The organism is Bradyrhizobium sp. ISRA430, assembly GCF_029909975.1.
Classification (GTDB): Bacteria; Pseudomonadota; Alphaproteobacteria; order Rhizobiales; family Xanthobacteraceae; genus Bradyrhizobium.
This window is the reverse complement of record NZ_CP094516.1, coordinates 4629385-4641540: the sequence shown is the minus strand read 5'-3', so window position 1 is coordinate 4641540 and position 12156 is coordinate 4629385. Positions and strand designations below refer to the sequence as shown.

Here is a 12156-nt window from a genome sequence, read left to right as displayed (position 1 = left end):
GCGTATGTGGGTTCCGTCGCGCCTTCGCGAAGAAGCACTCGCTTGACTGTGACGTCGCTGCCGCAAAGGGCCTCGGAACCTGAGTCGGTCCCGCGGCGTTTGTTGGGGCAGTGCGTCATCACCCAGATGCACACATCCCATGGGGCAGCACATGACAAAGTTATCTGCAGTCCGCCGCCGCTTCTCGCCGCGCGCCGCCACCGCGCTTGCCTTCGCGACCGCATTGTTGACCGCGCCGTTCGGCGCCGCGCACGCCCAGATGTTCGGTTATGCGCCGATGCAGCCGCTGGCGTATTCGCACGGCCAGGCTGCTCCGCAGGCCACCCTGAGCGAGGAGCCGCAAACCTCCGACGATACCGCGCTGCCCGAGCGCCTTCGCCGGCAGATCGTCAGCTTCGACCGCAGCGAGCCGGCCGGTACCATCGTCATCGATACCGGCAACACCTATCTCTATTATGTGCTCGGCAACGGCCGCGCCATTCGCTATGGCGTCGGTGTCGGCCGCGAGGGCTTCACCTGGTCGGGCGTGCAGAACGTCGCGCGCAAGGCGGAATGGCCGGACTGGCATCCGCCGGCCCAGATGATCGCGCGCCAGCCCTATCTGCCGCGTTTCGTCGCCGGTGGCCCGGGCAATCCGCTCGGCGCACGCGCGATATATCTCGGCTCGAGCGAATACCGGATCCACGGCACCAACGATCCCACCACGATCGGCAAGTTCGTCTCCTCCGGCTGCATCCGCATGACCAACGAGGACGTCATCGACCTGTTCGGCCGCGTCAATCTCGGCGCCAGGGTCGTGGTGCTGCCGAAGAACGCGCCGCTGATGGCCAAGGGAAGCGGGGGCGACAGGAGCGGCGATCCCGTGCGCAAGCGCCCGGCGGTGACGACGCAGCCTTCCGGCCGCCAGGCCCTGAACATCTCGGCGTCGTCGTGAACTGAAGAGTACATGAGGTCGCATGACGAGACGTTCGATCAGCAAACCGGCCCTGACCGCGGCGGCGCTATTTGCCGCCGCCTCCCTCAGCCTCGCGCTGACGACGCCGCCAGCGTATGCGGAGGATTTCTTCTCGGCGCTGTTCGGCGGTTTCCGCCTGCGGCCGCCGCCACAGATCCAGTTGCCGTTCCCGACCGACGACATGCCGCGTTACGACACACCACGCTCGCGGGCGGTCTACGGCGGCGGCGCGGCCTATTGCGTGCGCGGTTGCGACGGACGCTACTTCCCGGCGCAAGGGAATGACGCCGAGAGCAAGGCGCAATCCTGCAAGAGCTTTTGCCCGGCCGCGGAAACTTCGCTGGTCTATGGCAGCAACATCGACGACGCCACGACCGACAGCGGACAATCCTATTCCGACCTGCCGAACGCATTCCGCTATCGCAACGAGATCGTGACGGGCTGCACCTGTAACGGCAAGGACACGGTCGGACTCGCGCCGGTCAAGGTCGAGGACGACCCGACGTTGCGCAAGGGCGACATCGTCGCCGGCCGGAACGGCCTGGTCGTCGCCAATCGCAACGCCGACGATCGCGGTGGCGGCGCGATGAACTTCTCCCCGCTGCCGGCGAAGGTCCGCGCCAAATTCCGCCATCTGCCGGTGGTCGCGAAGGAGTAGGGACGGTGGGGTAGGGCGGTCGGGTCATCGCTCCACCGTCGTCCTGGCTTTCGCCAGGACGACGTCGCGTGAGTTGCGACACTCCCGCCTCAATCTCCGCCTTCGCCGGGACGACACTGAGGGTGTGACGCCGCCGCGCCCTACGCCGCCCGGATCTTGCCGAGGAAGTCGCTGACCTGCTGGTCGAGCTGATGGCTCTGGGTTTCCAGCATCTCCGAAGCCTGTCTCACGTTCTCCGCCGCGCCGGCCGCGGTGTCGGCGTCGGCTTTGACGCCGGTGATGTTGTCCGAGACGTTCTTGGTGCCCTGCGCCGCATATTGCGTGCTGCGGGTGATCTCCTGCGTTGCCGCACCTTGTTCCTGCACGGCGGCGGCGATGGCGGTGGCAACCTCGTTGACCTCGCCGATGATACCGCCGATTGCCTGGATCGCGTTGATGGCGTCGCCCGCGACCCTCTGGATGTCGGCGATCTGCTCGGAGATCTCCTCGGTCGCTTTCGCCGTCTGGCTCGCCAGCGACTTCACCTCGGATGCAACCACCGCAAAGCCGCGGCCTGCCTCGCCGGCGCGCGCCGCCTCGATCGTGGCGTTGAGCGCCAGCAGGTTGGTTTGGGCCGCGATGGTGTTGATCAGGCCGACGACCTCGCCGATACGCCCGGCAGACTTCGCCAGGCCCTGCACGGTGCCGTCGGTCTCGCGCGCCTGGCTGACGGCGCGGCCGGCGATCCCTGCGGCATGCGCGGCCTGCTGGCTGATATCGTTGATCGAGGCGCTGAGCTCCTCGGCCGCCGAAGCGACGCTGTCGACGCTCATGGAGGCGTCGCCTGAGGCCTTGCCGGCCATCTGTACCCGTTCGTTGGTCTGACGCGAGACCGCGGAGAGTTCTGAAGAGGTCTTGCGCATCTCGCCCGAGGCCTGGTTTAGCCGGTCGAGGGTGTTGCGCACCATGCCCTCGAACTCGCCGACATGAAGCTCGATTGCCCGTTGACGCGCTGCCGCGACCGAATTGTGCTCGCGCTCCTGCGCCTCGATTCTCAGCTTGTCGGCCGCCTGCTGCTTGAATGTCTCCAGCGCGCCGGCGAGCGCGCCGATCTCGTCCTGGCGGTCGAGATAGCCGCTGTCGACCGTCAGGTCGCCGCCAGCGACCTTGAGCACGGCGTCACGGATATTGTGCAGGGGGCGGATGACGCGGCGGGTGACCGTGATCATCGCGCCGGCCGTCAGCAGTATTGCGAACAGCAGCATCGCGAGCTGCACCGCGAGCGCACGACCCGCCGCCGCGTACTGGACGGCAGAATCGTCGCGGGCCTCGTCGAGCGCGCGCTCGGCCACCGCGACCGCGGTGCCCATGCGCTGCGAGGTCAGCGGCGTCCACTGATCGGCGCTCATGTCGGTTTTCGAGCCGACCATGATCTGGTCGATCAGCCGGTCGCGTAGCGCGAGATAGTCCGGATTGAAATAGGCGGCCTTGGCCGCGCCCATCGCGCTGGCGAGCTCCGGAGACAGCTTCATGCCCAAGGTCGAGGATTCCAGCCCGCTCCATGCGTTCTCGATCGCGCCGACGGATTTGGTGTAGGTCTGCTGCGCTTCCAGCGGCAGGCTCCCGGTCGCGACCAACCCGCTGGCGACGAGGTCCGAGGCCTCGCCAGCGGTATTGCGCAAGAGCCAGGCGGCCTGCTTGATCGACAGGAGCTGGTCGATCAGCGGATCGTTGTGATTGACGACTGCGGTCAGTCGCGCCGAGATCGTCTCGAGCGTTCCGAGCAGTGCGCCGGTCTGGTCCGTGTACTCCTTCGACAGCGCCGCCCGCCGCGCCTTCTTCGGCTTACGCATCTCGTCCCAGGCTTCGGTCTGGAGCGCCCCCAGCTTGTCGAGTTGCCGGTTCAACTGATCCAGCAGCGTCGCCTCCTCGGCGAACGGGATCGACGGCAGCAGCGCAGCGGTGGCGCGGATCGCCGGCACCTCGGCGTCGTGAATGCCACGGAGGAATTTTTCGATCTCGGGTGACACCGGCGCCTCGCCGTTCAGCACCCGGGGCGTCGACGAGCGGTCGGTGCGCAGATTGTGCATCGCCTTGAAGGCATTTGCGGAGGCCTCGGCGACGGCCGCGATGTGGCCGGTCGCGCGCAGCCGCTCCCAGGATTGCCAGGCGGTCGTTACCAGCAGCGCCACCACGCAAGCGGCGAGAAGTGCGATGACGGACTGGAGCAGCGCCGAAACAGTCAGACGTCGAAGCATGATGGAATCCCCCCGAACCCCGCATTTTTTCGCAAAAAGGGATAAATAGACCTGTAACGCGCACGTTACGTGCTCGACGAAGCCTGCGACTTGTGCGCGGAGAGCGGACAAGTCGCGGGCTTAACAGATCGTTACCGGTGAATTCTGCGAGCGCTCCGCCCGACGCCGGCTTGGCAACCGGAAATTGCAGTGACTTGCCGACGTGGAACCGGGAATGCGTGGCTCGCGTTAGGACATCGTTAGGAATCGCCTGAAGGGGGCTTTGCAATGCTGATCGGCGTACTTGTCACCTTTCTCGTCGTTATTCTCGTTCTTTATCTCATCAACATGCTGCCGATGGATGGCCGCGCCAAGCAGATTGCGCGCATCATCGTCATCATTATCGGTGTCGTGTCGCTGCTGAAATATCTCACGGTGTTCTAGCGGAGCAGCGAATCCAAGCTCAATTTGTTCGATGTCGTCCTGGCGAAAGCCAGGACCCATTACCCCAGGATTCAGTTGCGGCGCGGCACTGCGAGCAGCAAGTGTGCTAGCACGCAGAGCGGTGGTAATGGGTCCTGGATCGGCGCTCGCTATTGGACAACGCTGCGCGTTGCCAAGCGCTCGCTTGCCCAGGACGACGATGATGGATTCATCGGCGCAGCTACGAGCCTTCCAACAAAAAAGCCCCGGCGTGCGCCGGGGCTGGTTGCATGCCGCTCTAGTGCAGCGACTTGAGCCAGTCGTCGACGTCCTGACGAACCTGGTCCTTGGCTCTGCCGTAGCGTTCCTGGAGCCGGCCTTCGAGTTGTTCGCGACGGCCCTCGATCAGCCTGAGGTCATCGTCAGTGAGCTTGCCCCACTTCTCCTTGGCCGAGCCCTTGAACTGCTTCCAGTTTCCTTCGATCCGATTCCAGTCCATGACCATCTCCAATCGGTTGATGGCCGGACAACGCGACCGGCGCGCCGCCGTTCCGCTGCGCGCCGCGACGTTTCGCCTGATCAGCCCAGGGCCTTGGCCTCGCGGCGGCGGGCGGTGAGGATGTATTCGGTGTAGCCGTTCGGCTGCGTACGGCCCTTGAAGACGAGGTCGCACGCGGCCTTGAAGGCGACGCCGTCGAAGGACGGCGCCATCGGCTTGTAGAGCGCGTCGCCTGCGTTCTGCTTGTCGACGACGACGGCCATGCGCTTCAGCGATTCCATCACCTGTGGCTCGGTGATGACGCCCTGATGCAGCCAGTTGGCGAGATGCTGGCTGGAGATGCGCAAGGTCGCACGGTCTTCCATCAGGCCGACGTCGTGAATGTCGGGCACCTTGGAGCATCCGACGCCCTGGTCGATCCAGCGCACGACATAGCCCAGAATGCCCTGGCAGTTGTTGTCGATCTCCTGCTTGACGTCGTCGGGCGCCCAGTTCGACTTCGACACCGGAATGGTGAGGATGTCGGAAAGTTTCGCGCGCGGACCGCCCTTGGCGAGCTCCTGCTGGCGCGCGATCACGTTGACCTGGTGATAGTGCAGCGCATGCAGCGTGGCTGCGGTCGGCGAGGGCACCCAGGCGGTGGTGGCGCCGGCCTGCGGATGTGCGAGCTTCTGGGCCAGCATGTCCGCCATCTTGTCGGGCGCGGCCCACATGCCCTTGCCGATCTGGGCATGGCCGGGCAGCCCGTCGATCAGGCCCATGTCGACGTTCCAGTCCTCATAGGCCTTGATCCACGCTTGCGCCTTCATCTCGTTCTTGCGGATCATCGGACCCGCTTCCATCGAGGTGTGGATCTCGTCGCCGGTGCGGTCGAGGAAGCCGGTGTTGATGAAGACGATGCGCTTCAAGGCCTGCTGGATGCAGGCCTTGAGGTTGACGGTGGTGCGCCGCTCCTCGTCCATGATGCCGACCTTGAGCGTGTTCTCCGGCAGCGACAGCATCTTCTCGACGCGCCCGAAGATCTCGCAGGTCAGCGCCACCTCGTCGGGGCCGTGCATCTTCGGCTTGACGATATAGACCGAGCCGGTGCGACTGTTCTTGACCTTGGACAGGCCCTTGAGGTCGTGGATAGCGAGAAGGCCGGTGACGGCGGCATCGAGGATGCCTTCCGGAATCTCCTCGCCCGTCTCGTCCAGTACCGCGTCGGTGAACATGTGGTGACCGCAGTTGCGGATCAGGAGCAGGCTGCGGCCATGCAGCTTGACTTCGCCCTTGCCGTCCGGCGTCTTGTAGCTGCGGTCGGCGTTGAGCGCACGCGTCAGCGTCTTGCCGCCCTTTTCGAAATCTGCCGACAGCGTGCCGTCCATCAGGCCGAGCGTGTTGCGATAGACCAGCACCTTGTCCTCGGCATCGACCGCGGCGACCGAGTCCTCCATGTCGAGGATGGTGGAGACCGCGGCCTCCATGATCATGTCGGCGACGCCGGCCGGATCGTCCTTGCCGATCGGGTTATTGCGGTCGATCTTGACCTCGACGTGCAGGCCGTTGTTGACGAGCAGCACCGCGGAAGGTGCCGCCGTATCGCCCTGGAAGCCCGCGAACTGGCCTGCGTTCTTCAGCGCGGTGGCATTGCCGCTCTTCAGCTTCACCGCGAGCTGGCCGGCGACGACGCTGTAGGCGGTGACGTCGGTGTGGCTGCCGGTCGCCAGCGGCACGGCAGCATCGAGGAACGCCTTGGCCTTGGCGATCACCTTGTCGCCGCGCGCCTTGTTGTAACCCTTAGCCGTATTGGAAGGATCATGCGGGATCGCGTCGGTGCCGTAGAAGGCGTCATAGAGCGAGCCCCAACGCGCGTTCGCCGCGTTCAGCGCGTAGCGCGCATTGGTGAGGGGCACGACGAGCTGAGGGCCGCAGATATTGCCGATCTCCTCGTCGACATTGGCTGTCTCGACCTTCTGCGTCGCCGGCTCGGGCAGGAGATAACCGATCTCCTTCAGGAACGCGGTGTAGGCATCGATGTCGAACGGCTTGCCCTTGTTGGCGCGGTGCCAGTCGTCGATCTTGGCCTGGAGCGTGTCGCGAACCGCAAGCAGCGACCGGTTTTTCGGCCCAAGATCCCCAAGGATGGCGGCCAGCCCGGCCCAGAACGCGTCCGGCGCGATGCCTGTCTTCGGGGCCGCTTCCTTGGCGATGAAATCAAACAGGACCGGGGCGATCTTCAATCCATGGGCGTCGACGCGTTTCATGATGGGCTTTCTTGTTGGAATTGGCTGTTTTGGGCTGCTTTTGACCCGACAGCAGCAAAATGCGCCCGCAAAGGACGGCTTCGGGGCCCTATTAGCCCCAAAACCGGGGCCGTGAGAAGGCCCCTAAACGCTTGTCAAAATGTCAAGAAGTGGTGCGGCTTAGCGTGCTGAGCTCTTGCTCAGAAGGGAGCCTCGATCGCGAAGCAGGCACAGTGCGCTCCCTCCCCCTTGCAGGGGAGGGCGGGGGAGGGGGTAGCCCAAGAAAAGGTGTGTCCGAAATCGACGGAGCGAGCGCTTCGCTTAATGATTGAGAGAGTATGCCGTGTGGCACCCCTCCCTAGCCCTCCCCCGCAAGGGGGGAGGGGACGCGGTCGCTTGTGCGGATCAAGCGCGACGCCTCTCGCGAAAGAGCCGCCTCAAATATTCGCCGCGAGGTCGACCATCTCGTCGAACAGCACGCCGGTCGCCTTGAGCATGCGCTCGATCTCATCCGTCGCATCCGCGACCGTCCGCGCCGAGGTGTCGATCACGAGCTCGGCGGCCTTGGGCGTCTCGTAGTCGTTGCCGATGCCGGTGAAGGCGGCAAGCGCGCCGGCTCTAGCCTTCTTGTAGTGGCCTTTGGGGTCACGCTCCTCGCACACGGCTGCCGGCGTTGCGACATGGATCTCGCGAAACGCGGTGTCGGCGATGCGGCGCGCGGCGGCGCGGTCCTCGCGGGCCGGCGAGACGGCGGCGACGATCGCGATATGGCCGTTGCGCGCCAGATGCGTGGCGACTTCGGCGAGGCGGCGGATATTCTCGCTGCGATCGGCGGTGGAGAAGCCGAGATCGCCGTTGAGTCCGGCGCGCAGCGTGTCGCCGTCGAGCAGGATGGGAGAGCCGCCATTCGTAAACAGCCGCCGCTCCAGCGCCTTCGCCAGCGTCGACTTGCCGGATGCGGGCAGGCCGGTGAGCCAGATCACCGCGCCGTTGTGACGGTAGCGCGCGGAGCGCTCGTCGGGCCGCAGCGCCGATTCCACCGGCACGATGTCGACGGGCACGGCGCGCTGGCCGGCATCGACGGACAGCACCAGGCCGCCGCCGGCGATGCGTCCCGACACCTCGATCACGAGGCGCCCGGTGCGCGGATTCTCGGTGTAGGGATCGGTTGCGATCGGATTGGAAAGAGAGATGTCGATCTCGCCGACATGGTTGCGGCCGATCGCCTTGTTCTCGGTGCTCGACAATTCGCCGGGATCGACCGCCTTCTCGATCGCGACAACCGTGGCGCGGCTCTCCTTCGGTCCACAGCGCACCAGGAGCTGGTCGCCCTTGGCAAGCGGCTTGTCGTGCAGCCAGAAGATACGCGCGCGCAGCCGTCGCGTGTCGCGCGGCGCGGTGCCAGCATGCGCGACGATGTCGCCGCGTTCGACGAACAGTTCGCGGTCGAGCGTGATGCCGACCGATCGTCCCGCGCCCTGCCGCGTCGCGACCGGCGTCACCGGCCAGCTCTCGACCGTCTTGATCTTCGCGATCTTGCCGGCGGGCATGATCACGATCTCGTCGCCCGCTTTGAGGCTGCCGGATTCGATGCGGCCCGCGACGATGCGGCGGTCGTCGAACTTGTAGATCGCCTGAACGGGCAGGCGCAGTGCCAGCGTTTCGAGCGGGCGCGCAGGCTCGAGCCGGTCGAGCGCCTCGACCACGGTCGGACCTTTGTACCAGCCGATGCGGTCGGTACGTTCGGCGACGCCGTCGCCGTCACGGGCGGAGATCGGGATGATCGCGGTCGGCGTCACGCCGAGGCCCTCGAGATGTGTGGAGATCTCGTCGCTGATCGCCTTGAAGCGGTCGGCGGCGAAGTCGACGCGATCCATCTTGTTGACGACGATCGCGACCTGCTTCACGCCAAGCAGATGCAAGAGATAGCCGTGCCGCCGGGTCTGGTCGCGCACGCCTTCGAGCGCGTCGATGATCAGCACCGCGCCGTCGGCCTGCGAGGCACCGGTGATCATGTTGCGCAGGAATTCGGCGTGGCCGGGCGCGTCGATCAGCACGATGTCGCGCGAATTGGTGCGGAATCGGATCTGCGTGGTGTCGATGGTGATGCCCTGGTCGCGCTCGGTCTGCAGCGCATCGAGCAGGAACGACCATTCGAACGGCATGCCGCGCCGCGCGCTGACGGCTTTGAGCATCTCGAGCTTGCCTTCGGGCAGGCTGCCGGTCTCGTGCAGGAGACGGCCGACCAACGTCGACTTGCCATGGTCGACATGGCCGACGATGACGATGCGGACTTGCGGTCGCGTCGTGCCATTTGGCATCGACGTGGTGCCGTTCGGAGTGGCGGGCGAAGCCGTGGTGACGATCATGTTCATAGCCGCGTTACGTCCTGAGGTCAGAGATAGCCGGCGACGCGCAGGCGCTCGAAGGCGTCCTCGGTCTCGTGGTCGAGCGCGCGGCCGGCGCGCTCCGGCACCTTGGTCTGTTCGAGCTCGATCAGGATCTCGTCGATGTTCGCCGCCGTCGAATTCACCGGGAAGGTGATGTCGGCATCGCCCAATGAGCGGTAGCGCTTGCCGTTCTGCGACAGATAGAGCGGGATGATCGGAATGTTCTCGCGCTTGGTGTAGGCCCAGATGTCGGCCTCGGTCCAATGCAGGATCGGATGGATGCGCAGATGCGCGCCCGGGGGCGGCGAGGCGTTGAACTGGTCCCAGAATTCCGGCGGCTGGTCGCGCACGTCCCAATTGCCTTCGAGCCCGCGCGGCGAGAACACGCGCTCCTTGGCGCGCGTCGCCTCCTCGTCGCGACGGATGCCGGCGATCAGGCCGTCGAAGCCGTATTTGGCGAGCGCCATCTTCAGACCTTCGGTCTTGCGCGCGGCCGACCGCGCCGCCGGCGGCAAGGTCGGATCGACGGCATCGATCGGCGGGCAGGGATCGACGCGGAGGTCGAGCTCCCACTCTTTCCCGTAGTGATCGCGGAAGCGATACATCTCCGGAAACTTCTTGCCGGTATCGACGTGAAGGGCCGGGAACGGCATGCGGCCGAAGAACGCCTTGCGCGCCAGCCAGATCATGACGTTGGAATCCTTGCCGAGCGACCACAGCAGGGCGATCTTCTTCAGCCGGGCGAAGGCTTCCCGGAAGATGTAGATGCTCTGCGCCTCGAGCTGATCGAGGTGGTCCATGCTCGGGGCAAGGTCGGCAGAAAATTCTTGCGCGCGCACGCGCTCGGCGAGCGCTGGGCTGCTCAGTCCGTCGGCTGCGGAATCGTCCTTGAGAAGATGCATCTCTGTCACTTTGCGTTTGGAGGCGAAAATTCTATAGTTGCAGTGCAGAAGAGAAGAAAAAATTTTCTCTTTGCGCGCTAGAAACGACACATATATAGAAAATAATTCCAGTCAACCCCGAATTGGGGGAAGCGAGTATCGCATGCGGTTCTTGCCGGTGTTCCTCGATCTCAAGGCCGGTCCGGTGGTTCTCATCGGCGCGGGCGAGCTTTTGCGCGCCAAGCTGCGCGTGCTCGCCGCAGCCGGTGCGCGCATCCGCGTGCATGCGATCGACGGCAATCATGACCTCGGCGGGCTTGCTCCCGACGACGTGGCGCGCATCGAATTCGCTGTCGGCGATCCGTTGACTGCCGACCTTGCTGGCGTCATCGCCATCGTCTGCGCCGGGGCGGGCGACATTGGGGTGGCGATGTCGGTTCGCGCCAAGGCGCTCGGCCTGCCCGTCAACGTGATGGACGACCTCGAGCATTCCAGCTTCATCTTCCCGGCAATCGTCGATCGCGGCGATGTCGTGGTCGCAGTCGGCACCGGCGGCACCTCGCCGGTGGTCGCGCGGCGCGTCCGCGAGAAGATCGAGGCACTGCTGCCGGCCCGCATCGGCGAGCTCGCCGAGTTCATCGGCGGCTTCCGCAAATCCATCAACGAGCGCATCGCCGAGTTTCCGCTGCGCCGCCGCTTCTGGGAGCGCGTGATCGATGGTCCGATCGGCGCCTCCGTGCTCGCCGGCCGCAAGGGCGAGGCGGAAGCTGCGCTTGCGCAAATTTCCGATCCGTCCGCCTTCGCACGCGCTGGCAAGCCGGAGGGCTCCGTGACGCTGGTTGGCGCCGGCCCCGGCGATCCTGATCTGCTCACCATCAAGGCGCTGCGCGCGTTGCAGGATGCCGATATCGTCTTTCATGACGAGCTGGTCTCGGTGGAAATTCTCGACCGCATCCGCCGCGACACCACCCGCGTTGCCGTCGGCCGCCGTGTCGGCAAGCCCGGCATCGGACAGGACGCCATCAACAGGCGGATGATCGAGGCCGCACAGGCCGGACAGCGCGTGGTGCGGCTGAAGGGCGGCGATCCCTTCGTGTTCGGCCGCGGGGGTGAAGAGATCGAAGCGCTGCGAGCGGCTGGCGTTGCCTATTCGATCATTCCCGGCATCACCGCTGGCATCGGCGGCGCCGCCGATTTCGAGGTGCCGCTCACCTACCGCCATGAAGCGACCCGCGTCACCTTCCTTACCGCGCACAAGGCGCGCGACGCCGAGACCGTCGACTGGTCGACGCTGACCGACACCAGGATGACCGTCGTCGTCTACATGGGCATGACTGCAGCGCCCGCCGTGCGCGCAGGCTTGTTCGCCGCGGGACGTTCACCAGAGACGCCGGTCGGCGTGTTTGCCCGCGTCACCCGGCCCGATGCACAAGCCGCGATCGGCACGCTGCGTGACCTGCCCGAGCTCGTCAGGCGGACCAATGGCGGTCCTGCCATTCTCATCATCGGCGAGGTGGTCCGGCATGCCGGTTCCCTTCGCCGTGAAACCCCCAAGCAAATCATCTCAGACCTGTTGGATGCAGCCGAATGACCTCCCCACTTGAACAGAAGAAGATCCGCATCGCCGGCCCCTCGGTCGTCACTGCCAACCGCACCTGGGATGGTGCGGTGGTCTATCGCACCGCCGCCAAGGACTGGTCCGCCGACCTCTCGCAGGCCGCGATCGTGTGCAACTCCGATGACGCGAAAGCGTTGCTCGCGGAGTCCGTTGCTGATGACGTCGGCGCCGTGGGCGCCTATATCGCCCCGGTGCAGGTCGGCGACGACGGCAAGATCGAACCCGGCAATCTGCGCGAACAGATCCGCCGCACCGGTGTGACCATCGGGCAGCCGGTCCAGGCTTAAGGCA

General features: G+C 65.5%; 10 protein-coding genes. 5 read left to right on the top strand and 5 right to left on the bottom strand.

What is annotated here, in order from left to right; translation table 11 throughout:
- Positions 1-151: 151 nt before the first annotated feature.
- Both MTX21_RS22150 and MTX21_RS22145 read left to right on the top strand, forming a co-directional pair.
- Positions 152-934 (top strand): L,D-transpeptidase, encoded by a 783-nt coding sequence (locus MTX21_RS22150; RefSeq protein WP_280966807.1) that lies wholly within the window; start codon positions 152-154, stop codon positions 932-934.
- Positions 935-956: 22 nt separating this feature from the next.
- Positions 957-1613, top strand: a complete 657-nt coding sequence (locus tag MTX21_RS22145) for a DUF2865 domain-containing protein (RefSeq protein WP_280966806.1) — start codon at positions 957-959, stop codon at positions 1611-1613.
- 140 nt (positions 1614-1753) lie between these two features.
- On the opposite strand, the gene MTX21_RS22140 is transcribed toward MTX21_RS22145, so the two are convergent.
- Positions 1754-3850: a methyl-accepting chemotaxis protein gene (locus MTX21_RS22140; RefSeq protein ID WP_280966805.1), complete on the bottom strand. Its 2097-nt coding sequence runs from the start codon at positions 3848-3850 to the stop codon at positions 1754-1756.
- Between the two features lie 267 nt (positions 3851-4117).
- Here MTX21_RS22140 and MTX21_RS22135 point away from each other — a divergent pair, with 267 nt between their 5' ends.
- Entirely contained in the window at positions 4118-4273 is a 156-nt protein-coding gene (locus tag MTX21_RS22135; protein WP_145927457.1) for a Thivi_2564 family membrane protein, read from the top strand.
- A 277-nt stretch (positions 4274-4550) separates the two neighbouring features.
- Here MTX21_RS22135 and MTX21_RS22130 read toward each other — a convergent pair whose 3' ends face one another.
- The 4 genes from MTX21_RS22130 to cysD all read right to left on the bottom strand — a co-directional run bounded on the left by MTX21_RS22130 (position 4551) and on the right by cysD (position 10166).
- A complete protein-coding gene (locus MTX21_RS22130; RefSeq protein ID WP_280966804.1) occupies positions 4551-4751 on the bottom strand; it encodes a CsbD family protein in 201 nt (66 codons plus the stop codon).
- 80 nt (positions 4752-4831) lie between these two features.
- Entirely contained in the window at positions 4832-6997 is a 2166-nt protein-coding gene (locus tag MTX21_RS22125; RefSeq protein WP_280966803.1) for a malate synthase G, read from the bottom strand.
- Between the two features lie 416 nt (positions 6998-7413).
- Positions 7414-9351 carry an adenylyl-sulfate kinase gene (gene cysC / locus MTX21_RS22120; protein WP_280966802.1) on the bottom strand — a complete coding sequence of 646 codons (1938 nt, stop codon included), beginning with the start codon at positions 9349-9351 and terminating at the stop codon, positions 7414-7416.
- Positions 9352-9371: 20 nt separating this feature from the next.
- A complete protein-coding gene (gene cysD, locus MTX21_RS22115; protein WP_280971132.1) occupies positions 9372-10166 on the bottom strand; it encodes a sulfate adenylyltransferase subunit CysD in 795 nt (264 codons plus the stop codon).
- A 244-nt stretch (positions 10167-10410) separates the two neighbouring features.
- Here cysD and cysG point away from each other — a divergent pair, with 244 nt between their 5' ends.
- Together cysG and MTX21_RS22105 are read left to right on the top strand one after the other, a co-directional pair.
- On the top strand, positions 10411-11838 hold the full coding sequence (gene cysG, locus MTX21_RS22110; protein ID WP_280966801.1) for a siroheme synthase CysG: 1428 nt from the start codon (positions 10411-10413) through the stop codon (positions 11836-11838).
- Complete coding sequence (locus tag MTX21_RS22105; RefSeq protein WP_280966800.1) at positions 11835-12152, top strand: DUF2849 domain-containing protein; 318 nt, start codon at positions 11835-11837, stop codon at positions 12150-12152. Before cysG ends, MTX21_RS22105 begins: the two co-directional genes overlap by 4 nt.
- Positions 12153-12156: the final 4 nt, after the last annotated feature.

What these genes read in the sequence shown, in the direction of transcription:
- MTX21_RS22150 (WP_280966807.1), top strand. Translation starts at nt 152, where the DNA reads ATGACAAAGTTATCTGCAGTCCGCCGCCGCTTCTCGCCGCGCGCCGCC.
- MTX21_RS22145 (WP_280966806.1), top strand. Translation starts at nt 957, where the DNA reads ATGACGAGACGTTCGATCAGCAAACCGGCCCTGACCGCGGCGGCGCTA.
- MTX21_RS22140 (WP_280966805.1), bottom strand. Translation starts at nt 3,850, where the DNA reads ATGCTTCGACGTCTGACTGTTTCGGCGCTGCTCCAGTCCGTCATCGCA.
- MTX21_RS22135 (WP_145927457.1), top strand. Translation starts at nt 4,118, where the DNA reads ATGCTGATCGGCGTACTTGTCACCTTTCTCGTCGTTATTCTCGTTCTT.
- MTX21_RS22130 (WP_280966804.1), bottom strand. Translation starts at nt 4,751, where the DNA reads ATGGACTGGAATCGGATCGAAGGAAACTGGAAGCAGTTCAAGGGCTCG.
- MTX21_RS22125 (WP_280966803.1), bottom strand. Translation starts at nt 6,997, where the DNA reads ATGAAACGCGTCGACGCCCATGGATTGAAGATCGCCCCGGTCCTGTTT.
- cysC (WP_280966802.1), bottom strand. Translation starts at nt 9,351, where the DNA reads ATGAACATGATCGTCACCACGGCTTCGCCCGCCACTCCGAACGGCACC.
- cysD (WP_280971132.1), bottom strand. Translation starts at nt 10,166, where the DNA reads ATGGACCACCTCGATCAGCTCGAGGCGCAGAGCATCTACATCTTCCGG.
- cysG (WP_280966801.1), top strand. Translation starts at nt 10,411, where the DNA reads ATGCGGTTCTTGCCGGTGTTCCTCGATCTCAAGGCCGGTCCGGTGGTT.
- MTX21_RS22105 (WP_280966800.1), top strand. Translation starts at nt 11,835, where the DNA reads ATGACCTCCCCACTTGAACAGAAGAAGATCCGCATCGCCGGCCCCTCG.